Origin of the sequence: Parazoarcus communis, assembly GCF_003111665.1 — a bacterium.
In the GTDB taxonomy this organism is placed as follows: domain Bacteria; phylum Pseudomonadota; class Gammaproteobacteria; order Burkholderiales; family Rhodocyclaceae; genus Parazoarcus; species Parazoarcus communis_B.
This window is the reverse complement of the sequence record NZ_CP022188.1, coordinates 3,866,958-3,891,890: the sequence shown is the minus strand read 5'-3', so window position 1 is coordinate 3,891,890 and position 24,933 is coordinate 3,866,958. Positions and strand designations below refer to the sequence as shown.

Annotated in this window: 26 protein-coding genes and 1 pseudogene; 18 read left to right on the top strand and 9 right to left on the bottom strand. The window is 60.0% G+C overall.

The genetic code is table 11. The annotated features are described in order from the left end of the window. Positions 1-63: 63 nt before the first annotated feature. Positions 64-501 (top strand): type II toxin-antitoxin system RatA family toxin, encoded by a 438-nt coding sequence (locus CEW87_RS17795; protein WP_108975134.1) that lies wholly within the window; start codon positions 64-66, stop codon positions 499-501. Positions 502-503: 2 nt separating this feature from the next. Next, on the top strand, positions 504-827 hold the full coding sequence (locus CEW87_RS17790) for an RnfH family protein (protein WP_108975132.1): 324 nt from the start codon (positions 504-506) through the stop codon (positions 825-827). 27 nt (positions 828-854) lie between these two features. On the opposite strand, the gene CEW87_RS17785 is transcribed toward CEW87_RS17790, so the two are convergent. Continuing rightward, positions 855-1,457 carry a DUF4124 domain-containing protein gene (locus tag CEW87_RS17785; RefSeq protein ID WP_234421573.1) on the bottom strand — a complete coding sequence of 201 codons (603 nt, stop codon included), beginning with the start codon at positions 1,455-1,457 and terminating at the stop codon, positions 855-857. On the opposite strand from CEW87_RS17785, the gene guaB reads away from it, so the two are divergent. From guaB to CEW87_RS17760, 4 genes are all read left to right on the top strand, one after another. Next, positions 1,401-2,861, top strand: a complete 1,461-nt coding sequence (gene guaB, locus CEW87_RS17780) for an IMP dehydrogenase (protein WP_108975128.1) — start codon at positions 1,401-1,403, stop codon at positions 2,859-2,861. The two genes, CEW87_RS17785 and guaB, sit on opposite strands and share 57 nt — an antisense overlap. Before the next feature lie 59 nt (positions 2,862-2,920). Continuing rightward, positions 2,921-4,486 carry a glutamine-hydrolyzing GMP synthase gene (gene guaA, locus CEW87_RS17775; protein WP_108975126.1) on the top strand — a complete coding sequence of 522 codons (1,566 nt, stop codon included), beginning with the start codon at positions 2,921-2,923 and terminating at the stop codon, positions 4,484-4,486. A 482-nt stretch (positions 4,487-4,968) separates the two neighbouring features. After that, positions 4,969-6,375, top strand: coding sequence for a group II intron reverse transcriptase/maturase (gene ltrA, locus CEW87_RS17770; protein WP_108971215.1), 1,407 nt, complete (start codon positions 4,969-4,971; stop codon positions 6,373-6,375). A 440-nt stretch (positions 6,376-6,815) separates the two neighbouring features. After that, positions 6,816-7,106 carry a hypothetical protein gene (locus CEW87_RS17760; RefSeq protein ID WP_108975122.1) on the top strand — a complete coding sequence of 97 codons (291 nt, stop codon included), beginning with the start codon at positions 6,816-6,818 and terminating at the stop codon, positions 7,104-7,106. A gap of 44 nt (positions 7,107-7,150) precedes the next feature. On the opposite strand, the gene CEW87_RS17755 is transcribed toward CEW87_RS17760, so the two are convergent. Together CEW87_RS17755 and CEW87_RS23065 are read right to left on the bottom strand one after the other, a co-directional pair. Beyond that, positions 7,151-7,363, bottom strand: coding sequence for a hypothetical protein (locus CEW87_RS17755; protein WP_108975120.1), 213 nt, complete (start codon positions 7,361-7,363; stop codon positions 7,151-7,153). 401 nt (positions 7,364-7,764) lie between these two features. Next, a pseudogene (locus CEW87_RS23065) lies at positions 7,765-8,109 on the bottom strand (tyrosine-type recombinase/integrase); the annotation flags it as partial. 157 nt (positions 8,110-8,266) lie between these two features. On the opposite strand from CEW87_RS23065, the gene CEW87_RS22495 reads away from it, so the two are divergent. Together CEW87_RS22495 and CEW87_RS23060 are read left to right on the top strand one after the other, a co-directional pair. Then, positions 8,267-8,773, top strand: coding sequence for a hypothetical protein (locus CEW87_RS22495; RefSeq protein WP_199917248.1), 507 nt, complete (start codon positions 8,267-8,269; stop codon positions 8,771-8,773). A gap of 151 nt (positions 8,774-8,924) precedes the next feature. Continuing rightward, entirely contained in the window at positions 8,925-9,278 is a 354-nt protein-coding gene (locus CEW87_RS23060; protein WP_420094119.1) for a DUF6988 family protein, read from the top strand. Between the two features lie 202 nt (positions 9,279-9,480). Here the strand turns inward: CEW87_RS23060 and CEW87_RS17735 are convergent, their stop codons facing one another. Further along, the gene (locus tag CEW87_RS17735; protein WP_075146924.1) at positions 9,481-10,566 is read right to left on the bottom strand and encodes an IS5 family transposase; all 1,086 of its coding nucleotides are present in this window, start codon (positions 10,564-10,566) and stop codon (positions 9,481-9,483) included. A 76-nt stretch (positions 10,567-10,642) separates the two neighbouring features. Between CEW87_RS17735 and CEW87_RS23055 the strand changes: the two genes are divergently transcribed. After that, complete coding sequence (locus CEW87_RS23055) at positions 10,643-10,870, top strand: DUF6988 family protein (RefSeq protein ID WP_420094146.1); 228 nt, start codon at positions 10,643-10,645, stop codon at positions 10,868-10,870. A gap of 502 nt (positions 10,871-11,372) precedes the next feature. On the opposite strand, the gene CEW87_RS17730 is transcribed toward CEW87_RS23055, so the two are convergent. Continuing rightward, entirely contained in the window at positions 11,373-12,317 is a 945-nt protein-coding gene (locus CEW87_RS17730; protein ID WP_199917046.1) for an AraC family transcriptional regulator, read from the bottom strand. A gap of 161 nt (positions 12,318-12,478) precedes the next feature. Between CEW87_RS17730 and CEW87_RS17725 the strand changes: the two genes are divergently transcribed. Further along, positions 12,479-13,432 (top strand): SDR family oxidoreductase, encoded by a 954-nt coding sequence (locus tag CEW87_RS17725; protein WP_108975114.1) that lies wholly within the window; start codon positions 12,479-12,481, stop codon positions 13,430-13,432. A gap of 14 nt (positions 13,433-13,446) precedes the next feature. Continuing rightward, positions 13,447-13,833, top strand: coding sequence for a DUF4345 family protein (locus CEW87_RS17720; protein ID WP_159098202.1), 387 nt, complete (start codon positions 13,447-13,449; stop codon positions 13,831-13,833). A gap of 213 nt (positions 13,834-14,046) precedes the next feature. Here the strand turns inward: CEW87_RS17720 and CEW87_RS17715 are convergent, their stop codons facing one another. The 4 genes from CEW87_RS17715 to tssJ all read right to left on the bottom strand — a co-directional run bounded on the left by CEW87_RS17715 (position 14,047) and on the right by tssJ (position 18,119). Beyond that, entirely contained in the window at positions 14,047-15,132 is a 1,086-nt protein-coding gene (locus CEW87_RS17715; RefSeq protein WP_075146924.1) for an IS5 family transposase, read from the bottom strand. Positions 15,133-15,302: 170 nt separating this feature from the next. After that, positions 15,303-16,091, bottom strand: coding sequence for a type IVB secretion system protein IcmH/DotU (gene icmH, locus CEW87_RS17710; RefSeq protein WP_199917045.1), 789 nt, complete (start codon positions 16,089-16,091; stop codon positions 15,303-15,305). After that, entirely contained in the window at positions 16,088-17,431 is a 1,344-nt protein-coding gene (tssK, locus tag CEW87_RS17705; RefSeq protein ID WP_108975110.1) for a type VI secretion system baseplate subunit TssK, read from the bottom strand. Before tssK ends, icmH begins: the two co-directional genes overlap by 4 nt. Before the next feature lie 13 nt (positions 17,432-17,444). Continuing rightward, the gene (tssJ, locus tag CEW87_RS17700) at positions 17,445-18,119 is read right to left on the bottom strand and encodes a type VI secretion system lipoprotein TssJ (RefSeq protein WP_108975108.1); all 675 of its coding nucleotides are present in this window, start codon (positions 18,117-18,119) and stop codon (positions 17,445-17,447) included. Here tssJ and CEW87_RS17695 point away from each other — a divergent pair. The 7 genes from CEW87_RS17695 to tssG all read left to right on the top strand — a co-directional run bounded on the left by CEW87_RS17695 (position 18,109) and on the right by tssG (position 24,920). After that, positions 18,109-18,849 carry a hypothetical protein gene (locus tag CEW87_RS17695; RefSeq protein WP_159098201.1) on the top strand — a complete coding sequence of 247 codons (741 nt, stop codon included), beginning with the start codon at positions 18,109-18,111 and terminating at the stop codon, positions 18,847-18,849. The two genes, tssJ and CEW87_RS17695, sit on opposite strands and share 11 nt — an antisense overlap. A gap of 125 nt (positions 18,850-18,974) precedes the next feature. Continuing rightward, positions 18,975-19,478: a type VI secretion system contractile sheath small subunit gene (gene tssB, locus CEW87_RS17690; protein WP_234421571.1), complete on the top strand. Its 504-nt coding sequence runs from the start codon at positions 18,975-18,977 to the stop codon at positions 19,476-19,478. Next, a complete protein-coding gene (gene tssC, locus CEW87_RS17685) occupies positions 19,475-20,956 on the top strand; it encodes a type VI secretion system contractile sheath large subunit (RefSeq protein WP_108975102.1) in 1,482 nt (493 codons plus the stop codon). The genes tssB and tssC overlap by 4 nt, the downstream gene beginning before the upstream one ends. A 34-nt stretch (positions 20,957-20,990) precedes the next feature. Beyond that, positions 20,991-21,527 (top strand): Hcp family type VI secretion system effector, encoded by a 537-nt coding sequence (locus tag CEW87_RS17680; RefSeq protein WP_108975100.1) that lies wholly within the window; start codon positions 20,991-20,993, stop codon positions 21,525-21,527. Between the two features lie 60 nt (positions 21,528-21,587). After that, positions 21,588-22,067 (top strand): type VI secretion system baseplate subunit TssE, encoded by a 480-nt coding sequence (gene tssE / locus CEW87_RS17675; RefSeq protein ID WP_108975098.1) that lies wholly within the window; start codon positions 21,588-21,590, stop codon positions 22,065-22,067. A gap of 1 nt (position 22,068) precedes the next feature. Next, positions 22,069-23,904, top strand: a complete 1,836-nt coding sequence (gene tssF, locus CEW87_RS17670) for a type VI secretion system baseplate subunit TssF (RefSeq protein WP_108975096.1) — start codon at positions 22,069-22,071, stop codon at positions 23,902-23,904. Beyond that, positions 23,868-24,920, top strand: coding sequence for a type VI secretion system baseplate subunit TssG (tssG, locus tag CEW87_RS17665; RefSeq protein ID WP_108975094.1), 1,053 nt, complete (start codon positions 23,868-23,870; stop codon positions 24,918-24,920). The genes tssF and tssG overlap by 37 nt, the downstream gene beginning before the upstream one ends. The last annotated feature ends 13 nt before the right edge of the window (positions 24,921-24,933 follow it).

The following is a 24,933-nucleotide window of genomic DNA, read 5'->3' as shown; positions in this document are numbered from 1 at the left end:
ACCGAGCCTTTGCGGTAGAATCGCGCATTTTAGCAGTTCGGCGACTGGATCGCCCGATACCCGATGGCCGACGTCAAGAAACTGGTTCTGATCGAATTCACGCCTGCCCAGATGTTCGAGCTGGTGGATCGTTGCGAAGACTATCCGCAGTTCCTGCCCTGGTGCGGAGGCACAGAAGTGCATCAGCGTACCGAGAAGATCACCGGTGCGACGATTCATATCAACTATCACGGAATCAAGGCGCATTTCAGCACCGAGAACGAAAAGCATCCGCCAACCGAAATGATCATCCGGCTGACCGATGGGCCGTTTAATCATCTCGACGGCAACTGGCGCTTCACGGCGCTGGGCGACACCGCATGCAAGGTGGAGTTCAACCTTCACTACGAGTTCTCGAGCAAACTGCTGGAAAAGGTGCTGGGGCCGGTGTTCAATCACATCGCCAACACTTTCGTCGATTCTTTCGTCAAACGTGCAGCTCAGGTCTACGCGAAGGGATAAACATGGCCGCGACCATCAACGTCGAAGTTACCTACGCCTTGCCGCAGCGGCAGGAGCTTGTCAGTGTGCGTCTGCCGGAAGGCGCCAGCGTCCGCGATGCGGTTGAGGCGTCGGGCTTGTTGCAGAAGTACCCGGAGATCGACATCAACGGCGGAAACAAGCTGGGCATCTACGCTAAGCTTGCCAAGCCGGATGCGGCGCTTCGTGATCGCGATCGCGTCGAAATCTATCGTCCGCTGATCGCCGATCCCAAGGCCGTGCGCAAGAAGCGCGCGGACGAGGGCAAGGTCATGAAGAAGGGTGGCGGCCCGGCCGAAGAGTCCTGAGCGCCGCTTCCGGCGCGTGCCGGGGCCTTACTTGCAGGATTCGTCGATCTGTTTCTGAATGCGCTCGGTCTCGCTGCCGCGTTCGGCATCGGTGAGCATCACGCGTTCGCCTGCACTGTTGAAGCGCGCGATCCTTTGTCCGGACTTCAGCGCCGCGACCTGATTGCGCATGTCTTCGCACACCCGCTGGCGCTCAGCCGACTCGGATTGCTCCTTTTCGGCCTTGGTCTGCGCTTCGGCTTCTGCCGCCCGACGCTGACGAAACTCGAGTTCCTTCTCAGCCAGCGTCTTGGGTTTTGCCGCCGGTTCGCCAGCTTTACCTGTCGTTGTGGGGCGTGGCGCGGCTTCGCGCAGGGTCTTCACTTCGCCTGTGGGCGGGGGAACATCAGAAAAATTGACCTTTCCGTCCTTGTCTTTCCAACTGAAAATTTCGGCTGAAACCGGCAGCGCGGTCAGAAGTGCGATCAAAACAAGGGCGGGACGCATCATCAGGCAGATCTCCGGGTTGCTGCACCGCTTACACGGCGCGAGAGGCCTCTGTATAATACGGATTTGGTCGAAAGGATAAAAGCCATGCGAGTGATCCAGAAGGCGCTGACGTTTGATGACGTCCTTCTCGTTCCCGCCCACTCGACGGTTCTCCCGCGCGATGTCGGCTTGCAGAGTCAGGTTACCCGTAACATCCGCCTGAATATTCCGCTGGTATCCGCTGCGATGGATACCGTTACCGAGTCCCGTCTGGCCATTGCACTGGCTCAGGATGGCGGGATTGGTGTGGTGCACAAGAACTTTACCCCGCAGCAACAGGCTGCCGAGGTGCATAAGGTCAAACGCCATGAGTCCGGCGTGCTCAAGGACCCGATTACCGTCCCGCCGACGATGCAGGTCGGCGAAGTCGTGGCCCTGACCCGTCAGCACAAGTTTTCGGGTCTGCCCGTCATTGATGGCAAGAAGGTGGTTGGTATCGTGACGAACCGCGACCTCCGGTTCGAGAGCAATCTCGAGCAGCCGGTGTCCGCCATCATGACTCCCCAAGACCGTCTGGTCACGGTGAAAGAGGGTGCGAGCCTCGATGAGGCGCGTGAACTGCTGCGCAAGCACCGTCTTGAGCGTGTGCTGGTGCTCAACGACGACGGTGAGTTGTGCGGGCTGATCACGGTCAAGGACATGATGAAGTCCACCGAGCATCCGCTGGCGGCAAAGGACGAACTCGGTCGTCTGCGCGTTGCGGCTGCCATCGGCGTCGGCGCAGGTACCGAAGAGCGTGCCGAACTGCTGGCTGAAGCCGGTGTGGACATGATCGTGGTCGACACGGCCCATGGTCACGCTCAGGGCGTGATCGACCGGGTGCGCTGGGTCAAGAAGAATTTCCCGCAGGTCGAGGTCGTTGGCGGCAACATTGCTACCGGTGACGCTGCACGAGCACTGGTCGATGCCGGCGCCGACGGCGTGAAGGTTGGCATTGGCCCGGGTTCGATCTGCACCACGCGTATCGTTGCCGGTGTCGGCGTGCCGCAGATCACTGCCATCGACAACGTCGCCCGTGCGCTGCTTGGCAGTGGTGTTCCGATGATTGCCGACGGCGGTATCCGCTATTCCGGTGACATTGCCAAGGCGATCGCAGCGGGTGCCAACGTGGTGATGCTTGGCGGTCTGTTTGCCGGTACCGAAGAGGCACCGGGTGAAACGGTTCTGTTCCAGGGCCGCTCCTACAAGTCCTACCGCGGCATGGGTTCGCTCGGCGCGATGGAAAAAGGCGCTGCAGATCGTTACTTCCAGGACAGCTCCGCCAACATCGACAAGCTCGTGCCCGAAGGCATCGAGGGACGCGTTCCGTACAAGGGGTCGGTCGGCGCCGTGATCCACCAGCTGGTCGGTGGTCTGCGTGCTTCGATGGGTTACCTCGGCTGTGAGAGCATCCCTGCCATGCACGATCGCGCCCAGTTCGTCGAGATTACTTCGGCGGGCGTACGCGAGTCGCATGTGCACGATGTTCAGATCACCCAGGAAGCACCCAACTACCACGTCGGCTAAGTGCGTTTCTGAACCGGAACAGGCGGCCTCGGGCCGCCTTTCTTCATTTTGAGGCAGTCATGTCCCACCAGAAAATCCTCATTCTTGATTTCGGCTCCCAGGTTTCCCAGCTGATCGCGCGCCGTGTGCGTGAGCAGCAGGTCTATTGCGAGCTGCATCCCTACGATGTCAGCGACGAGTTCGTGCGCGAGTTCGGCGCAGACGGCATCATCCTTTCGGGCGGGCCGAACTCGGTCTACGAAGCGGCCGACTGGCGCGCGCCGCAAGCAGTATTCGAGGCCGGTGTACCCGTGCTGGGTATCTGCTACGGCATGCAGACCATGGCATCGCAGCTCGGCGGCAAGGTCGAAAGCTCGACGACGCGCGAGTTCGGCTATGCCGAGATGCGCGCGCAGGGGCACTCCAAACTGTTCACAGATCTTCAGGATCGCAGCAATGAAGCTGGTCACGGCCTGCTTGATGTCTGGATGAGTCACGGCGACAAGGTCACCGGTTTGCCGCCCGGGTTCAAGATCATTGGCAGTAACGAATCCACGCCGATCGCCGCGATGGCAGACGAAGATCGGGGTTTCTACGGCGTGCAGTTCCATCCCGAGGTTACCCACACGATCAAGGGCAAGGAAATCATCGGCCGTTTTGTTCATGAGATCTGTGGCTGCGGTCATGACTGGAACATGCCTGACTATATCGCTGAAGCTGTGGAGCGTATTCGTGAGCAGGTCGGTGACGAGGAAGTCATCCTGGGTCTTTCCGGTGGTGTTGATTCTTCTGTCGCCGCGGCGCTCATTCACCGCGCCATCGGCGATCAGCTGACCTGCGTGTTCGTCGATCATGGTCTGCTTCGTCTGAACGAAGGCAAGATGGTGATGGAGATGTTTGCCGGACGCCTGCATGCGAAGGTGATCCACGTCGATGCGTCTGAGCAGTTCCTTGGTCACCTCAAGGGCGTCACCGACCCGGAGCAGAAACGCAAGATCATCGGCCGCGAGTTCGTTGAGGTTTTTCAGGCCGAAGCGAAGAAGCTGCCCAAGGCCAAGTGGCTGGCCCAAGGCACGATCTATCCGGACGTGATCGAATCCGGCGGTGCCAAGAACAAGAAGGCGCACACGATCAAGAGCCACCACAACGTTGGTGGCCTGCCCGAGACACTCGGCCTGAAGCTGCTCGAGCCATTGCGCGAACTGTTCAAGGATGAGGTCCGCGAACTCGGCGTTGCCCTTGGCCTGCCGCATGACATGGTGTATCGCCATCCTTTCCCCGGTCCGGGTCTGGGAGTGCGGATTCTCGGCGAGGTGAAGTCCGAATTCGCCGATCTGCTGCGCCGTGCCGATGCGATCTTCATCGACGAACTGCGTGCCTCGGATTGGTACGACAAGACCAGCCAGGCGTTTGCGGTATTCCTGCCGGTAAAGAGCGTCGGCGTGATGGGCGACGGCCGCACCTACGAGTACGTGGTGGCGCTGCGTGCGGTGCAGACGCAGGACTTCATGACCGCGCACTGGGCGGAGCTGCCACACAGCCTGCTTGGCAAGGTCAGCAACCGGATCATCAACGAAGTGCGGGGCATCAACCGGGTGGTGTATGACATCTCCGGCAAGCCGCCGGCGACGATCGAATGGGAATAATCCGAGTTCTGTGACTGCTTCCTGGCAGCACGAAAGGCAAACGAAGCCCGCGTAACTGCGGGCTTTTTCTTTGGTGCGCCCGGCAGGGCGCACTTACTAGGAGGTGTAAGTCCTCTACTCACCCGGCAAGGGGAAGAGTTAGCTGAACGGCAAGGGTGTCGCGGGTAACTGCGAATCTGGAGGAAGCCGAAGGCAAAGCGCTGGCCTGACGAACAGGAAGCGGATACGAGGCGCTGCAGTGGGGTGAGGCGGCCAATATCGTCAAAGCCCGAAACTTGCACGGAACGCTGTGGCGTAGATCCGACAGGCATAAGCGTGAAGGTATGTGCGTCATACCCGGGGAGATCCTCACGGGTGCCATGGTGCTACTGACGTCGTGAGGCGTCGGGATGCGCGTGAGGAAGTCAGCCGAGGCCATAGTAGCCGCCGGTTTGGGGCGAAGGGCCGAACATGGAAGAACGCGAGTAGGCGAACGTTTCTCGATGAAACTGACGAAGACAGAAGCCCATCGGGCAGATGGGGCGCGGGCAGAGGAGTCTGGACGGTATCTGGAGGGTGCTGGGCTGCGTGTCGAGGTGGAATCGGCGGGTGTTGAGCGGACGAAAGCGGAGTGGGCGTGTGAAAGCGGGCTGATGGAAGTCGTGTGTGAGCGCGGCAACCTGTGGCTTGCGTATGAGCGGGTGGTCAGGAACAAGGGTGCGGCCGGTGTCGATGGCATCGGGGTGTCCGAATTCAAGGCTCACTTGCAGCAGCACTGGCCGACGATCAAGGCCAAGCTGCTGGCGGGGATGTACGTTCCGCAAGCAGTGCGCCGAGTGGATATTCCGAAACCGCAAGGTGGGATGAGGGTGCTGGGCATTCCGACGCTGACGGATCGCTTGATCCAGCAAGCGTTGCATCAGGTGCTCTCACCGATCTTCGAGGCGGAGTTCTCCGAGTCGAGCTACGGCTTCCGACCGGGGAGGTCTGCCCATCAGGCGGTCAAGGCGGCACAGCAATACGTCGCCCAAGGCAGACGAGTCGTGGTGGATATGGATCTGGAGAAGTTCTTTGACCGGGTCAATCACGACATCCTGATGGCAAAGTTGGCGAAGAAGATCGAGGATGGGCGGGTACTGAAGCTGATTCGACGGTATCTGGAGGCAGGGATGATGGCAGAGGGGGTGGTCAGCCCGAGGACGCAGGGTACGCCGCAAGGCGGCCCATTGAGTCCGCTGCTGTCGAACATTGTGCTGACGGAATTGGACCGGGAGCTGGCGCGTCGGGGCCACGCGTTCTGCCGTTACGCAGACGACTGCAACATTTACGTCCGAAGCCATGCGGCAGGCGAGCGTGTTCTAGCGGGTATCAGCCAGTTTCTATCCGAGCGGCTCAAGCTCACGGTCAATGAGGCCAAGAGCGCGGTCGCACGACCGTGGGAGAGGAAGTTTCTGGGCTATAGCCTGACATGGCACAAGACCCCGAAGCTGCGGATTGCGCCAGTCAGCCTGAAACGGCTGGAGGACAAGATTCGCGATGTGCTCAAAGGCGCGAGGGGTCGCAGCGTGCGCGCCACGATCGAAGAATTGAATCCGGTGCTACGGGGTTGGGCAGCGTATTTCAAGCTGACCGAGACCAAGCGGGTGCTGGAAGAGATCGACGGTTGGCTCCGGCGTAAGCTGCGCTGCATCCTGTGGCGGCAATGGAAGCGGCCCTATACGCGTGCCAAGAGCCTGGTGAGGGCAGGACTGAAGGAGGAGCGGGCGTTTCGCTCAGCGTTCAATCAGCGCGGGCCGTGGTGGAACAGTGGCGCCAGCCACATGAATGCGGCCTTCCCGAAGTCCTTCTTTGATCGTTTGGGGCTGGTGTCGCTGCTCGACACGACGCGACGACTCCAGTGTTTTTCATGAACCGCCGTATGCGGAACCGCATGTACGGTGGTGTGAGAGGGCGACGGGGGCGACCCCGTCCCCTACTCGATCTGGCATGGATGGGTACTTCAGGTCGTGAAGTGCGCCGCGCCTGCTTCGTTGCCGAGCCTTGATCCGCCATGCTGCCGCGCTTCTGTTCGGTAGCGGACATACGGGCGAATGACAGCGCCTTACGCTCTTTCCATTAAAGCGGGAAGCCGCTGACGATCTGCCCTTCGTCGCGCTGAACGCAGGCGGGCAGCGCGACCTTGGCAAGCAGCCGGGCGTGCGCGCATGAGTTGAATCGCCTGACGATCCCTGGCTCCAGATGAATCTGGAGGCGGACGACTTGCGAGTGGCCGCGGGCTGCAAGGAGTCGAATTCGTGTTTTGGACCGCACTGTTTGCGGTGGCTGCAGGATCGATGCAAGGAGACACATCATGGCAAAACGTGAAGAGTATCTGGCGCTGATGGAAAAGCAGTTGAACGAATGGAAAGCCAAGACGGAGCCATTCAAGGCCAGCGCAGAGCAGTGGGAAGCGCAGATGAAGGCTCAGTACGAAAAGAACCTGGAAGCGCTGCAGGCCAAACGGGACGAAGCGTGGGAGCGCCTGTCCACACTGAAGAGTGCGTCAGATGATGCCTGGGATCAGGTCAAGGCCAACATGGATAAAGCCTGGGAAGACCTCAAGGAAAGCACTGAAAAGCTGACCAATCTGCACAAGAAGTGATCTGCGTGAAGCGTGATCCGGATGCCTCATCTGACCTGCTCGGCTCATTTGGGACCGGGCGGCTCCTTCATGAGCCACAGCGCGATGCGCAAACCGAGCCAGAAATTGGCCAGCGCGAAGGTGGCGAGCGCCAGCATGATCGCAGGGGGAAACTCGCGGCTCTGCAGGAGCCAGGAGATCGCGGCGGAAAGCAGGTTGAGCGCCACTAGCAGCCAGAACTGCGGGTTTTTCGGTTGGAAGAGTCGCGAGAACTTCAAGCGGGCATTCCTTGCGGTTCTGCCCAGGCGCCCATCATGACGCAGCGCCGGGCCACGTGATCAAGCACCCTCAGCCTGCCGGGTGCGCCAGCGTACAACGAGCCACATCACGATGCCCATGGCGACGAGGCCGCTCACCGGCGTTCGACCATGCGAAACGGCGTGGCTGACTTGAAATACGGTCCCCTCCTGAGCAGCAATCCAGAAGACCGGTCCAACCCGGCTCGGGCCAACTGAAACCCCAAGTTGGTCGCCGTAAACCGGCCGTTCAGGACAAGCAAGCGAGAAGAATTCGGATCGGATCACCAAAGTCCGATGATGGCCGATAGTACCCTCTCAGCAGCATCACCGTAAGCAGCCGCTCGCCGGCAAAAGGTGCATGGTGGGCAACTGTTCCGGTTTCAGATCTCAATCTGCTCAGCGATCTTCAAGGCGTCACCGACCTCTATGCCCAGGTACCGCACCGTCGACTCAAGTTTGGAGTGGCCGAGCAGCAACTGAACGGCTCGCAGGTTCTTCGTGTGTTTGTAGATCAATGTCGCCTTCGTCCTCCGCATGGAGTGCGTACCGTATGCGGAAGGATCCAACCCAGCGGCCACCACCCAGTGTTCGACAATCCTGGCGTGCTGTCGGGTCGAGACATGCGGAGAGTCGTGCAGGCGGCTCGGAAAAAGGAAGTCTTCCGACCTCAAGGCTTCCTTCGCAATCCAGGCAGGCACCGCCGTGCGCGTCGGCTCGGTCAGCTGCCCGTGGCGTGCGTCGGCTATCAGGGAAGGTGCCCAGCGCGTGCTTTCGGCCAGAAGCCGACGGTGAGAGTTGGTGCCCGTAAGCGGACATCCACAATCTGCATGCGATATCCTTCTCGCGTTAGGCCTGTAGAAGAAACGCCTTGGAGGAGTAGATATGCCGCTACCACTTATTCCGATAATCGCCGCGCTCGCTGCTGGCGGCACACTCGTCCCACATGCCGCTGGCGGCATGATCGTCACCTCGGCAACGGGGTATGTCGCTGGTACGTATCTAAGCACCGCAGCTATCGGAAGCATTCTTGCCGCTGGCTCTACCGCACTTGGAGCCGGTGCCTTATATCTTTCCGGCGTCGCGGGTAGCGTTATCGGTAGTGCGGGAGTATTTGGAACAACTGTCGGGGCAACTGGAGTCACTGGTGCACTGATGTCCGCCGGTATCATTTCTTCCACCCCCATCTGGGTTCCCATCGCTGTCGGCGGTGCGGCAATTGGTGGGGCGGTGGGGCTCGGCTATGGTGGCTATCGGCTATTCAAGCTGAAGAGGAAGATCGCCAGCACTGCAAGTAGTGATGAAGCCCAGTTCTCAGAAACCGATGCGAAAATCGTTGAGCAGGTTATCAAACGTCTGAGTAACCAAGAGAAGTCGAACGATAGATCCTGAAGAGCGCTTGCAGCGGACCGTCGCAATGCTGCGCATTGCGACGGTCCGCTGAAGGCTGTCCTTAGGCTTCCGTAGGAGTGCCGCCATCAACGAACTGCTTACTAAATCCGCAGCACTTGAACAGTCGTTGTCGGAGTTTCTTGCTTTGCCAATGTATGACAACTCAGATCGACTGAGGGCAAGCAAAATCGTTTGCAGCATTGCGTTTGAGCATGCTGAAAGCGCGAAACTCTTAGTCGCAACTGGAAACTACACGTCCGCTGTTAGTCTAGTCCGCCTTCAATATGAAGCATTGGTACGTGCAATGTGGCTCTTGTACGCGGCATCAGACGATGCCGTGTCGAAACTCATGAGCGAACTGTGTGCGGAGTCGGCTCAGAAGGCCAACTCCATTCCGATGCTCACGGAGATGTTGGAGAAGCTTCAAGGTAAGGCGCCCCCTGAGGCCCTCGAAATGCTGCGAGAATTCAAGGAGTATTCTTGGAAACCTCTAACAGGGTGTTGAAAATCTCGGGTTCACCTTCGGTTTCCAGTCCCCTGGGAAAAATCGACTTTGAAAATCGCCCGCTTTCCCCGTGATCATGCCGATTCAAGCTGACTTTTCCGTCGATTGTGCTACCGCAAATCAGCAGCGCTCCTGTCGCCGCAAAGACATGGTTTTTCGACTACAACGTTTCCCATCCGCAGGGCGCCAGGGCGCCCGCGAATTACGGCGCCAGCAGATTGCCCAATCTCGTCAGGTTATAAGCCGAGAAATTGAGCAACGCATGCGCACGGATTCGATCCAGCCCACGCGCCATCGCATGGCGCAGCGTGCCGATATCCTTCGCCCAGCCAAAGGCCTCTTCGATCATCTTGCGTCGGCGCAGGCTGACCGCGTAACCGGGGGACGACTTCACCTCATTGGGCACGGCGCTGCCCTTGACCTTGGCCGCGACATGCGGGGCAATGCCCAGCGGCTCGAGCGCGGCGATGAACTCGGCGGTGTCGTACCCCCGGTCGGCCGCCAGCGTCGGCTTGTGCGCCGAATTGCCGGGCTTGATGCTGCGCCTGGCCATCACCAACGCCGCCTCACGCTCAGCGGTTCCGGTGGCGGTCGTAGTGTGGACATCGACGATCAGACCGTGACGATTCTCGGCCAACGCATGCGTGGTGTAGCTCAGGTACGCCACGCCGCCGCCCTTGCTGGCGAGCAGGGCCTGCGGGTCGGTGCGCGAGACGTGCGTCTTGTTCGAGCGCTTCTTGCCGCGAAAGTCCACCTCGGGGTTGCGTCCCTGATCCGGTCCGGGCGGCTCGTCGGAGCCGTCCCGGGCCATCATGCTCTTGTGCGAGGCCCACGCCCGCAACAGCGAGCCGTCGACACTGAAATGCTCGTCCGACACCAGCTCGGCCCATTCGGCGATCGCCACCACGCCACCGAAGAACTCGCGCATCACGCTCTCCTTGAGGAGCCGCTCGCGATTGGCGCTGAACGTCGAGTGATCCCAGACCGGCTCGTCCAGCGTCATGCCGACGAACCACCGGAACATCATGTTGAAATCGATATGCTCGACCAGCGCACGCTCCGAGCGAATCGAAAACAGACATTGCAACAGCGACGCCCGCAACAAGCGTTCCGGTGCAATCGACGGGCGGCCACCATCGGCATACAACGCATCGAATTGCGGCGACATCGTGCGCAGAACCATATCGGCCAGCGTTTTGATCCGGCGCAACGGATGATCCCGGTCAATGCGGTCTTCGATATTGACGTAGCTGAACAGGGCGTTCTGTTTATGGTCGATGCCGCGCATGAGAATAATCAGTTTCTTAATGCAGATGTAATTATATCAGCCTCACAACCCGCATGGATGCTGGAAAACCTATTAAATCAACATCCTGCTAAGCTCCTTTGTTCACGGCGGAATTCATGCAATTTCACGGCACAGTAAGGGGTATCCAAAGCCTTTGCTTATCCAGTTGCTGAAAATATCCAATGGCGTATCTGCAATGGCTGGCATGTTGCTCGTTATCTTGAGTGGCGATGCGCGGCAGCAGGGCAAAATTCCAGCAATTCAGCGCGCGTTCTCAGAATGTTTGCCAGAGCCGAAAGTCTAGGCTTATCCATTTACCGTTGGAACACTACGTAAGTGGACAACCCAATGACGGTGCTGCGCACCGCCTTTGGATTCCCTCCGCGCCTTTGCCGCTACGGCTACCGGTTAGCTCTACGTTGAATGGCAGGTCTCCCCAAGGCTCAGTGACCGCAGTGGGTCGAAAATTCGCGTTCGACGGATGAGAAAGCCGCCGTTCGTAGCCGTGCAGCGCTGAACGACAGATAACCGGTGCATTACTGCCCGATGCAGCGCGGCAGAGCAGCGACAGGTCAGTCCGATCGGTTGCCCTTGGCTCATGGTACGAGGCAGCGCATTGGCCTGACCGGCCATTGGATCTTTACGCCACGGACGGCAGCAAGCAGTCATTCAGCGGTCCTAGCCACGAGACTGCGGCCGACTGAGCGCTCGTCACTTGAGGCTTCAGCCGGCCTTGACCCGCTGGTGTCGTCCATCGCTATGAACTGAACGTCGCCGATTACGGACAACCTGTTGGGTTTCCGCAGCTAGGGCGCTGCATGGGGGCCGGCCTGGCTCCATTGCCGGGGCGGCTGCCCGTACAGGCGCTTGAACTCCCGGCTGAACTGGGATGAACTTTCATAGCCCACCGCCATTGCGGCCTCAGTCACGCGCATGCCCCGGGCCATCTTCATGGCGGCGCTGTTCAGGCGCATGGCCTTTACAAACTGCATGGGCGACATCGTGGTCGCCTCCTTGAATTTGCGGTGGAGGACGGCCCGGCTCATCCCGACCTGTGCAGCCATGTCGTCGATGGTCACCGGCTCTGTCAAGCGCGACGACAGGTAGGCGATGGCTCGCGCGATGTCATTACCCACGCCGAACGCGCGCCGCGCGGCGTTCCCGGCCTCTCCTTTCAGTACGGCATAGCAGACCTCGCGCAGCCTGCTATCCCCGAGGATGGCCGTGTCCGCGGGACTGTCTCCCAGTTGAAGCAGGCGCAATAGCGCCCCGGTAAACGCTTCGTCCCAGCGGGCAAGCGCCAGGCCCGCTGGCTGCGGTGCTTGTCGGGAAGGTCGGCATACCCCGGCAGCACCTTCCATCGACAGGGACAGTTCGGTCATCACCCGGGTGTCCAGAGAGATCAGCACGCCCAGGAGCGGGTTGTCCGGCGATGCAGTGGGCGTTCCCGCCTCCACGGGCATGGACATGGGACAGCACAGGTAGCGGCTGCTGTCGTACACGTGGCGGCGCCCGTCCAGCACGGCTTCCTTGCTGCCGCTGACGATGGCCACCACCGAAGGTTCGTACACTGCCGGTGCGCAGGGGACCGGGGCCGTGATCCGAAAGAGCTGCACACCTTTCACCCCGGTTTCCACCAGACCTTCCTTGCGGACCCGGCTTTCAATGAGTTGTCTGAGTTCCTGCTTGATCATGAAACCAATGTAGCACGCAATCGTCCTCCAGAAACTCAACTTGAGACGAATAGGCATGTTTTGGAGACGAAGCGGCCTATTTGTGTTCGACGCTGAGATTTAAAGTCATTCCCGTTGCAGCGAGACTGACCCGCTGCTGGCTGCAGGCGCTCCAGACGCAAGCACCGCAAGGGCTTACACGCTCCATGAATCGACACCAATTACACGGGAATTAAACCATGACGACGCACAACAGCTTTGGCCCAACGGGCTGGACACCCGAACGGCTCGGCAATCTCGCTGGCAAGACCTACCTCATAACCGGCGCAAACGCCGGAGCAGGATTTCAGGCAGCGCGGACCTTGCTTAAGAAGGGCGCGAAGGTCGTGATGCTCAACCGCTCTGCGGAGAAGTCGCAAGCCGCCATCGAGATGCTCAAGAAAGAGTTTGGAGCCGGCGCCGAGGTGAGCTTTATCCGCATGAATCTCGCGTCGCTGGCGAGCGTGCGCGAAGCGGCGGCTGAGGTGCTGAGAGCGGTCCCCCGGATTGACGCCCTCATCTGCAACGCGGCCATTGCGCAGGTGCCGACCCGGAAACTCACCGAAGATGGCTTTGAAAGCATGCTGGGTACGAACCACTACGGTCACTTCCTGCTCTGCGGCTTACTGTACCCGCGCATCAGGGCGTCGAGAGGGCGCATCGTGGTCGTTGCCAGCCTCGGTTACAAGATGGGGATTCGGACCATTCAGTTCGACGACATGAACTGGGACAGGAACTACAACCAGAACAGCACCTATTCGCAGAGCAAGCTGGCACAGATGATGTTTGCCTATGAGTTGCAGGACCGACTGGCCGCGGCGGAGCAGAGGGACGTCAAGGTCTATGTCTGCCACCCCGGCTCGTCACGGACATCGCTCATCAAGACCAGCGGCAACCTGCCGACGCGGATCGCTTTCGGACTCATGTGCCTGTCGCCGATGGTGCAATCAGCCGAAAGGGGATCCTGGCCAGAGGTCATGTGCGCAACCGAGAACGGCCTGGAGCAGCGCGCCCTCTACGGTCCCACCGGGCGCATGGAATGGGTCGGTCCCGTCGGCAGGGGTACGCTGGAGTCTTATGCCTATGACAAGTCCGTCATGGAGCGCCTGTGGGCGCTTTCCGAGAAGGAAACCGGCATCGAGTGGGCGCTGTGATTGGGGAGAACTCAATGTCTGAACTTCGCATTTTCGGGATCGCCCTGGCCATCCTTGGTGCAGTGGCTGCGGCGTTCCCCAACTGGTTCGGCCTTTTCACCGGCGCCCCGGAGGCTCCGACTGACGCGTACGAGGCCATCGAGCGCAGGGTTCGCGGAGGCATGTTGTTCGGGGTGGGGTTGTGCTTCATCGCAGTAACCGCGCTTCGCCCCTGGTCAACGAGCATCCCCACTGCCGTCTTCTACTTCATGACGGGCGCACTGGCGGCACGTCTTCTCGGTTTACTCGTCCACGGCCCTGTCACAAAGCAATGGCTCTGGGTTGTAGTGGAGGCCGTCGTGATGGCCTTGGCCGCGTTCTGGCTATGGCGCTGGGGCGGGGCCGTGACCTGCGAACCTTAGCAGGGTGTTGAAAATCTCGGGTTCACCTTCGGTTTCCAGTCCCCTGGGAAAAATCGACTTTGAAAATCGCCCGCTTTCCCCGTGATCATGCCGATTCAAGCTGACTTTTCCGTCGATTGTGCTACCGCAAATCAGCAGCGCTCCTGTCGCCGCAAAGACATGGTTTTTCGACTACAACGTTTCCCATCCGCAGGGCGCCAGGGCGCCCGCGAATTACGGCGCCAGCAGATTGCCCAATCTCGTCAGGTTATAAGCCGAGAAATTGAGCAACGCATGCGCACGGATTCGATCCAGCCCACGCGCCATCGCATGGCGCAGCGTGCCGATATCCTTCGCCCAGCCAAAGGCCTCTTCGATCATCTTGCGTCGGCGCAGGCTGACCGCGTAACCGGGGGACGACTTCACCTCATTGGGCACGGCGCTGCCCTTGACCTTGGCCGCGACATGCGGGGCAATGCCCAGCGGCTCGAGCGCGGCGATGAACTCGGCGGTGTCGTACCCCCGGTCGGCCGCCAGCGTCGGCTTGTGCGCCGAATTGCCGGGCTTGATGCTGCGCCTGGCCATCACCAACGCCGCCTCACGCTCAGCGGTTCCGGTGGCGGTCGTAGTGTGGACATCGACGATCAGACCGTGACGATTCTCGGCCAACGCATGCGTGGTGTAGCTCAGGTACGCCACGCCGCCGCCCTTGCTGGCGAGCAGGGCCTGCGGGTCGGTGCGCGAGACGTGCGTCTTGTTCGAGCGCTTCTTGCCGCGAAAGTCCACCTCGGGGTTGCGTCCCTGATCCGGTCCGGGCGGCTCGTCGGAGCCGTCCCGGGCCATCATGCTCTTGTGCGAGGCCCACGCCCGCAACAGCGAGCCGTCGACACTGAAATGCTCGTCCGACACCAGCTCGGCCCATTCGGCGATCGCCACCACGCCACCGAAGAACTCGCGCATCACGCTCTCCTTGAGGAGCCGCTCGCGATTGGCGCTGAACGTCGAGTGATCCCAGACCGGCTCGTCCAGCGTCATGCCGACGAACCACCGGAACATCATGTTGAAATCGATATGCTCGACCAGCGCACGCTCCGAGCGAATCGAAAACAGACATTGCAACAGCGACGCCCGCAACAAGCGTTCCGGTGCAATCGACGGGCGGCCACCATCGGCATACAACGCATCGAATTGCGGCGACATCGTGCGCAGAACCATATCGGCCAGCGTTTTGATCCGGCGCAACGGATGATCCCGGTCAATGCGGTCTTCGATATTGACGTAGCTGAACAGGGCGTTCTGTTTATGGTCGATGCCGCGCATGAGAATAATCAGTTTCTTAATGCAGATGTAATTATATCAGCCTCACAACCCGCATGGATGCTGGAAAACCTATTAAATCAACATCCTGTTAGGGGCTGGTCTATCAATGTGGCGCTCGCGGACTGCCGGCACGCCGATCGGGCACCTGAACCCGCCATATCTGCGGACGCTCAGGGCAGTGTGATGGTAATGCTCGGCAGGTTGCGCGCAAAGCTCACCACATTTGAGTGAAGCGCCAGTTCTTCGCGCGTCAGGTTGTCTGTCCGTGTCTTGACGCCGATATAGGCAAACAGGGCTGCGAGCGCGAGCACCGAGGCGACGACCCAGATGGGTACTTCGTGGCGAAGAGTGTGGGCGACGCTGTCCGTCGCTCGCCAGTGCGGTGCAAACCCGACGTGTCTGCCCCTGATGTGCTCGATCTGGTTACCGAGCTGGCTGGTGAGATAGTTGAGTTTTTCCGAGCCTTCGATCCGGTACTTGCCCTTGAATCCGAGCAGCAGACACATGTGGAAGACGTCCAGGCTGGGCAGGCGCGCCTTGCCTTTATCGCGGGCCCTCTCCAGTCGATCGAAGAAGTGCTCTCCCGCCAGTTGATCGCCGAACAGGGTCAGCTGAAGGGGGTGGCGCTCCCAGGCATCGCGAAGCGGAAAGTTCGACGACAGTACCGCCTCATCGACCAGCGCACTGAAGGCGTACTTCGAGTCGAAGATGTCATCTGGCGAGTAATCGTCCTTTTTGGCCTGGCGTTCGAACTCAGTGAGGAAGGCCGTCACCCGATCGGAGAAGTCGGCGCAGGTCGTCGGTGACTTCCCGTTGCGTAACAGGAAGACCATGTAGAAACCCTCGTAGAGAAGGTCGACCAGGGTCGGCTTCGGGGCCGCATCATGCGTGCGTTCAATGGGTGTGTGCTCCCCCGGCGGAAGCATGGAGCCGGTCAGTGAGGGGATGGGGGAGGTCATGATGAGAGTGCGATGAGTTCAAGACTGAGGTCTTGATAGTTGGAGGGCGCATAAATGGTGATGGCCTGTGCCTTCAGCATCCGCTGGTAGAGCGCGCCTTTTGAATCAAGGGCGAAATAGCAGGTGCCGGGGCGGACTGGTATTGCACTCGGCACTTGCGGCGTATGGGTCAGTTGCACACCGCTGAGTGCGGACAGCACGAGTTTCTCGACGTCGTCAGGGGCGCCGATTTTCATTCGCAGGGGAACAGATTCGATCAGTTCGGAAAGGGGCTGGTTTGCCCTGACTGCCAGATAGAACAGCGAGTCGGGTGTGATCTTTCCCGAATCGAGCCGGCCGGTATGGAATGCGGGTTTTGATTCGTGCAGCGCGATGCTGAAATAGCGGGCCGAAATCACGGTTTCCAGCAAGGACCGCAGTATTTCGTCGATACGAACAAACGACTGCCCGGGGTGCGCATGATCGTAGGCGGGCAGATCGGACAATTGATGTTGTCTGGAAAAGGTCATCAGGCTACCTCCTAGTCTGAGCAATTCCTGAAACAGGCGCTCGGGATGGAGCATTGGCGCATGGCGCAAATGCGACAGGGCAGCGTAGGCGCTGCTGACCGTGTGCTGAAGCCAGAACGAAGCATGGTCGCCAGATCTGAACTCGATGACGGACCGTGATGGCTCGCGGTGCAAGCCATGCAAGGCGTGCGATTTCGCTTCGAGAGAATCGAGCAGGGCCTGAAGGCGGGACAACAGGCGCGGAGATGCGCAGATGCAGGTCATGGGAGGCATGAACTCCGGATCGCATTCGTATGCACCGCCCGGGGTCTTGCGTACCCGCAGGGCCGGAAGGTTCTGGTAGGAGTCGAGTGTCTCGAGCGCTGACTTCAGTACGCCGCGCTTGCGCAGCACGGATACCTCTGCTTCCACCGCGTCGGTGCACCGATCGGACAGACTGATCGGTGTAATGATGAAACGGGTTTCGGTGGTCTGCGCGTCCTCGGCTGCGCAGTTGCTGCCATGTCTCTGGAGATGCCTGATGCCGAGGTGGAACTCGGTGGCGCCGTCGCTGAAACGGGCGCGGTCGAGCATCACGGGCTCCGGCAGGCGGTCGATCTGCGGCGCCCGGTATGTTTCGCCGTCCTCGAACACGACGTCTGCACAGTTGAGACGGAGGATGCCGCTCGACAGTGCGTCGAGATCCACCTCCAGCTTGCGAATACCCCAGCCATAGGGCTGCGCACAGAGAAGTGCGTTGCGGCTGAGGGATTCCAGGTAAGCATCCTGTTGCTGAAAGTGCTGCGGCCGGAGAAACAGGCCTTCACCCCAGAGTACTTTTGACGTGTCCATGTCGACTTTCCGTTCAGCTGTGTTTGCAGCGGATGTCTGCAACGACTGTGGCCGCTGCCTCACTTTTGTTGGTCTCCGCAACGGGGGCGGTGGCCATCGCACACACGCCGAGAGTGAGTGCGATCTGATCTGTCGGCGCGCGGCCCCTTTCAATGGCGAGCTTCCAGCGCCCGTGCGCCGGGGAATGAAACAGCGCCACGACGCCGATGTGCCGGGTGTCGGGACGCATCTCCAGCGTTAGCGCGTAGTGTCTGCCAGGCAGGATGATCAGTTCCCGAACGCTTTCAAGTTCTGTCGCGAGTACCTCCGCGCCCATATCGTCCTGCTGTGCCTGCTCGTAGGTGAGCCGTGCGAAGCCATGCTCGCTTTTCAGTTGATAGATGCGCAGCACCACGGACAGGGGCTCACCGGAAGCACTCGCGTTCAGTGCGGGTGCTGCCTCGATGGAAACCGGGACTGTAGCTGCGGCTTCACGGTCGCGCCCCACACGCAGGCCTGAGGTTTCGAGTACCCCATTTACAGCACCGCTGACCGCTGCTCCCGCCAGCTGGATCGCGGCCGCGCCCGAGCAGCCGCTCAGGACTAACACCGAAGCAAGCACCCATAGCGACGCTCTGGACGGACACAAATTCTGTGGCAGCGCCCACCTTCGCGAAGACCTGAATCTGCGGTCTTTCATGAAATCCATTTGGCATTTGCAAAATGGCAATGTACTATGCGAACCGCATTTTCACAACGCTTACGGAGGCCCGAAAGTGAATGCTCTTCACCCGTTAAAAGTCGGTTCGAGCTTGTTGAATAGCGCACTGATCGTGGCCGTGATCCTGAGCCTGTCCGCATGCGCGACGGTGGCTGAGAAAACCGAGGCAACAGGATTTGCAGACGTGTACGAGCTAACAGGGAAAACGGTTGAGCGACTTCTTGTGGAGGAGAAGCGTGGCGAGGCCGTCGCGGCTCTGCAGACCGTCACCTCAAGATTTCCTCTGCACGCAGAGCCCTGGGTTCGCCTGGCTTCGCTGCATTTCGACGCTGGTGAGTATGGCCACGCCATCGTTTCCGCCGACGAAGCACTGCAACGTGATCCGGCGAGCCATCGCGCGAAGAGCATCCGGGCAGTGTCGGGTTTACGCGTCGCAACGTCCTCGCTGGTCGACCTGCGCGCCGAGGCGCCATTGTCGGGTTCGACCCGGGCAGATGCGACGAGGCTTGCGATCGTGCTGCGCGGAACGCTCGGAGAAGAGGTTCTCGTACCCGAGGCGGTCCCGGCGCCAAAGCGGGTCACGCGGCGGGCGAGCGCTGCGGCTGCGGCTGCGGCTGCGGGGCGCGCCGTACCCGTCGTGCGTGAGCGTGGCGCAACGGGGGGTGCGAAGTCGTCGGCCCCCGCCGTCAATGGTGATCCGTTCAGCGTTCTGAAATAGGGAAGCCCCTTGCAGGTTTGCCCGGTGCCGTGCGAACTGCTGCGGAACCATGCGGGCTTGCTCTACAAGGCGGTGGCAAGTGTTTCTGCAGGGTCAGGAGGTGCAGCGTGTCAAAAAGGGAAAGCATGCAAAAGCGGCTGCAACGGGTGCGACCGCCCCGTGTTCAGCTTACCTACGATGTGGAGCGCGGAGATGCGATCGAGCACAAGGAGCTCCCATTCGTTGTTGGCGTGGTCGGTGATTTTGCAGCGGCGAGTGAAGCGCCGCAGCAGCGTCTGCGCGACCGGAAATTCGTGAATGTCGACCGGGAGAACTTCGACGACGTCATGAACAGCATTGCGCCGAGGACCGTCTTCAGGGTTCCGAACCGCCTGACGCATGCCGGCGGCGAACTGAGTGTGGAATTGAACTTCAGGCGATTCGAGGATTTTCGCCCCGAGTCGATTGTCGAGCAGGTCAGGCCGCTGCAAAGGCTGATGGAGGCGCGCACGCGCCTGGCAGAGCTGAGGAACAAGCTCGCCGGCAACGAAAAGCTTGAAGACCTGCTGGCAGACGTGCTCGCCCGGACGGATGCGCTCACGCAGATTGGGCGCAATGAACCGGGCTCGGACAGCGAGGTGACGGAATGAACTCCCGCCTCGAAGCTGCAACGGTCGTGCCCGTTCCCGGGCAGAGTCTGCTCGACAGGATTATCGACGAGAGTCGTGTTGCGCGATCGCCGGTCGAGCGGGATCGCGCGCGGGACATCATCGGTGAACTCGCTGAACAGGTCCTTCAGGGCGAGCTTGTTGTTTCGGAGAACCTCGCCGCCTCGATCGATGTCCGGATAGCGGAGCTCGATCGCCTGATCTCAGCCCAGTTGAGTGAAATCATGCACGCGCCGGCGCTCCAGGAACTCGAAGCGTCGTGGACAGGCTTGAACTACCTCGTAAGGCAAACCGGAACGGGGACGAAGATCAAGATCAAGCTGATGAATGTGACCGCAAGGGAGCTGGTCAAGGACTTCAAGGCGGCGATCGATTTCGATCAGAGCGTGGTCTTCAAGAAAGTGTACGAGGAGGAGTTCGGCACCTTCGGTGGTGCGCCTTTCAGTGCATTGATAGGCAATTTTCAGCTCACCCGGCAACCGGAAGAACTGTATCTGCTTGAACAGCTGAGCCATGTCGCGGCGGCTGCACATGCGCCGTTCATCGCTGCTGCTTCGCCTGAACTCTTTGGCCTTGAGTCATTCACCGAGCTGGGGAAGCCGCACGACCTTGCCAAGGTGTTTGATACGGTCGAGTACGTGAAGTGGAAGTCCTTCCGCATGTCGGAGGATTCACGCTACGTCGGACTCACCCTGCCAAGGTTTCTCGGGCGCCTGCCTTACAACCCGGTGGATGGACTCGTCACTGAGGGGTTCAACTTCATCGAGGATGTCGACGGCGCCGATCATTCCCGCTACCTGTGGTGCAACGCGGCCTTCGCTTTCGCTGCCAGACTGACCAGCGCATTCGAACGCCACGGCTGGTGTGCGGCGATTCGGGGTGTGGAAGGCGGTGGTCTGGTCGAGGATCTTCCTGCTCACGTGTTCAGGACCGATGAGGGTGAGGTCGCACTCAAGTGTCCGACCGAAATATCCATTACCGACCGGCGCGAAAAGGAGCTGAGTGATCTTGGCTTCATGCCCCTTGTTCATTGCAAGAACACCGACTATGCGGCTTTCTTTGGTGCGCAGTCGGCGCAGAAGGCGCGGCGCTACGACACCGATTCCGCGAACGCGAACGCTTCGCTATCGGCGCAACTGCAGTACATCTTTGCGGTGTGCAGGATCGCGCACTACATGAAGGCCATGATGCGCGAAAAGATCGGGAGCTTCGCCTCGGCCGCAAACGTCGAGCGCTATCTGCAGCGATGGATCGACCAGTACGTCACCGCAGACGATTCCGCATCGCAGGAAACAAAGGCGCAGTTTCCACTTCGGGAGGCTTCCATAGAGGTCAGCGAAGTGCCAGGGCGGCCGGGCGTCTATCGAGCGGTGTCATTCATTCGCCCTCATTTTCAGCTCGATGAGCTGTCGGTTTCCCTGCGGCTCGTGGCCGAACTGCCGCAGACAAGCAAGAGTTGATTTTTCTGTTCAATCACCGGGGAGTTGATAGGAAATGAAGGATATCTACGTTGAGTTCAAGGGTAGCGATATCAAGGGGGATTCGCGGGATTCGAAGCACAAGGATCAGATTGAGGTCTACACCTGGTCGCACTCCATTCGACAGCCCAAGTCCGCCACGGCATCAAGTTCGGGCGGACATACGGCCGAGCGCTGCGAGCACGATGAAATGGTGTTCACCAAGGATATCGACGGTTCCAGCCCCAAGCTTTATCAGGCCTGTTCGTCGGGTCTCGTGATCAATGACGTAGTGATCTGCTTCTATCGCGCATATGGCGGGAAGAATACGACCGGCAACCCCGGCAGTACGCAGAATCGCCATCAGTACCTGAAGATCGAGCTCAAGAATGTGCTGGTTGCATCAGTGTCGCCGAACGTATCGAGCGAGGGTATTCCGATGGAAAGCTTTTCGCTCAAGTACTCCGCGGTCAAGTGGACTTACGATGAGCTGAATATCGATGGCAGCAAGACGGGTAAGGTCAATATTCAGGGTGCGTGGAATCTCGCCACGAATACGCCAAGCCTGACTTGAATGCAGACGTGATAGCCGGGGTGGTGATCGCTCGTGCCACCCCGGGCGGAGCCAGATGACGTGACAGGTTTTGAACCCTCTCTGCACGAGAAACTGTTTGGTGCTGCGGGCGACCCATCGCCGCGCCAGGGCTTGTCTCTGGACCGGCTCAAGGCTTCGGTTGCGCGGGATCTGGAATCCTTGCTGAATACGCGGATCGGCATACCGGGCAGCGCATTTTCCGCATTCCCGGAAGCGAGGCGCTCGGTCATTCACTATGGGCTGAGCGATTTCTCAAGCCTGAGCCTTAGCAGCCTCGGAGACCGTGCTGCAATTCTGCAGGCATTGCGCGCAGCGATTGTCCTGAATGAGCCGCGTCTGCGAAATGTCGATGTGGCATTCGACAGCGATCGCAGATCGGAGAACCGGTTGCTGTTCACCGTCAGGGCGCTGCTGGTGGTCCGGCCGCTTTGCGAGGCAGTGAGCTTCGATCTGATGCTCAAGCCCACGACACAGCAGTATTTGGTCGGGTCCGACAGCATGGCGCGTGCAGGGGTTTGAGATGAAGGATCTGCTCCCGCACTACGAGCGCGAACTTGCATTCCTGCGCACCCGCGGCAGGGAGTTCGCCGAGCGTTATCCCAAGATCGCCTCTCGTCTGATGATGTCGGGGGAGGGCTCGGACGATCCGCACGTCGAGCGCATGATCGAGTCCTTCGCGTTGCTCAGCGCCCGTGTCAGCAAACGCCTGGAGGATAGCTATCCGGAGTTCGCCGAGTCGCTCCTGAGCGTGCTGTATCCGCATTACCTGCGCCCGTTTCCCTCGTGTTCGATCGCCTGTTTCCAGAATGCGGAAATGCCCTTGGACCCGCCTGAAGGCATCACGATTCCGCGCGGAACCACACTGAAGTCACGCGCCGTGAATGGTGCCGAATGTACGTTCAGAACAGCCTGGGACGTATCGACATCCACGATGCACTTGAGCCGCGCGTGCTTCAGTCCTGTCCCATCCCTGCCTGCCCGGGTCAGCCTGCCGCCAGGCGCCAGTGCAATGTTGAGTCTGGACCTGCGACGGACTCATGGTTCTGGCGAGGCTGCGTCGTCCGGACAATCAACGGTGCGTCTTTATATCGATGCTGCGCAATCGGTTACGGCTGCACTGCGTGATGCACTGTTCCTCTCCGTCGCAGCTACTTTCGTTGAATGTGACTCCGGATGGCGGCGAGTGAGCGCAAGCCTGATTGAAGCCGTTGGGTTTCGGGCGGAAGAGGCGCTGGTCGACTATCCGTCCAACGTGCATGACGGTTACCGTTACTTGACCGAGTATTTTGCCTTTCCGGAGAAGTTCAGCTTCTTTGATCTGTGTCTGGGCAGATTGCCACCGGACCTCCTGCAGCACGACGAGCTGACGCTTCACTTTGCCCTTTCAGGTCTGCATGCGGAGAGCGATGCGGCGCGCCTGCTTCAGGGAATCGATACGCGGACCCTGCGTACAGGCTGTGTGCCGGTCGTGAATCTCTTTCCCAAGCGTGGCGAGCCTATCCGCTTGAGTGGTCAGAAAACCTGTTTTTCCGTCATTGCAGATGCGCGTCGCGCGTTTGCCTACGAGGTTGCATCCATCGACTCGGTTCATCGGGTCAGTCAGAGCGGGCAGGGTGAGCAGATTACCGAGTTTCGTCCGTTCTTCTCCCTGCGCCATGGCGAACGCGCAATTGAGGATGGAAATTACTGGATTTCCTCGCGCAATGCGCAGCTTGCGGAGAAGAGTCCGGGGCATGAAACCGGCATCGCAATCGTCGAATCGGCAGCGGGGGTGCCGTCACGTCAATCCGATGTGCTCAGTGTAGCGCTCACTTGTACCAATCGTGACTTGCCGACCTTGTTGCCGGTCAATGGACCGGGAGCAGAGCTCATTCCAGAGGGGGGGCTACACTCCGGTCCGGTTCGCCTGCTGAGACGGCCGACAGCATCCTGTCGATTCGACCATCAGCGGGACGGTCTGTGGCGTCTTGTGTCGCACCTTTCCCTCAATCATCTCTCCATCTCGGGCAGTGGCCTGCAGGCCTTCCGTGAAATGCTCTGCCTGTATGACCTCCCGCGAACCACGCTGAACGGTCGGAAGATCGATGGTATCAAGGGTATTGAGAACGTCACGAAAACCACATGGCTCAACGGCAAGCCCTTTGCCTGCTTTGTGCGCGGCATCGAGGTGAGGATCACGATTGACGAGGATGCGTTTGTCGGCAGTGGTCTGGACGTCTTTGCCCGCGTGATGGATTGCTTTCTCGGCCTGTACGTTCATCTCAACAGTTTTGTGCAGGTGGTGCTGGTGTCGAGCCGTACCGCCGAGGAGTTGATCCGGTGCAAACCACGCAGCGGCGAATCGATCCTGGGCTGATCGGGCATCTGCTCGAAGCGCCGTGGTCCTTCGAGTTCTTCCAGTCCGTTCGTCTGCTTGACCGCGAACTCGGTTCGGGACCGCAGCGGGAAAGTGCGCTTTCGCCATTGCTGCGCTTCTCCAATTCGCTCGGGCTCGGCTTTGCGCCGAGCCAGCTCGAGTCCGTGACACTGATCCAGGAAGACTCGCTTGCCGGTGAGGAGGGCTTGTTGCGGACGGTCGAACTGACCCCGAGCTTCATTGGCTTCCTCGGCATCCACGGCACTCTGCCCGCACACTACACCGAGCAAACCATTGAATCCCTGCGTCTTGCCGGTGACCGCGGAGCGCATGCGTTCTTCGATCTCTTCTCCGATCGCGTTGTTGCTCAATTCTATCTGGCGTGGAGAAAATACAAGCTCGCGCTGATGTACGAGCACGACAGACGCAAGCATTTCATGCCTCAGGTGCTCGCCTTCTGCGGCCTCGGTCAGGATGGGCTGCGCGATCGTCTGAACGAGGCGCCGGGCGCGATCGACGACGAGTCGCTGGCGCATTTCGCAGCGCTGATCCGGCAGCGCCCGGTGTCGGGAACTGCACTGCAGCGTGTGCTTTCGTCCTACTTCCGGGTGGCGGTTCGGCTGGAGCAGTTCGTCGGTCGCTGGTATCGACTCGATGCAGCACAGCGCGCAGGGCTCGGACGGGCAAACGTACAACTCGGACATGATGTGCTGCTGGGTGAGCGGATCTGGCAGTGCGACCTTCGTGTCCGCATCTTCCTCGGGCCGCTGTCACTTGCCACATACCGTGACTTTCTTCCCGGAAGTGAGCGTGCCGCTGCGATGAAGAAGCTGCTGCATCTGCTCACCGGCCTTCGGCTGGAGTACGAGGTTCGACCGGTACTCATGGCCGCGGATGTGAAACCTTGCCGGCTGTCTGGGCTCCCCGGTTATCGGCTGGGGTTCGACAGCTTTGTGTGTTCCCGTCCGGCGACGTCCGACCGCAGCGACCCCGCATTCGATATTCATCCTTCCTGAAGCCTGTCCTCGC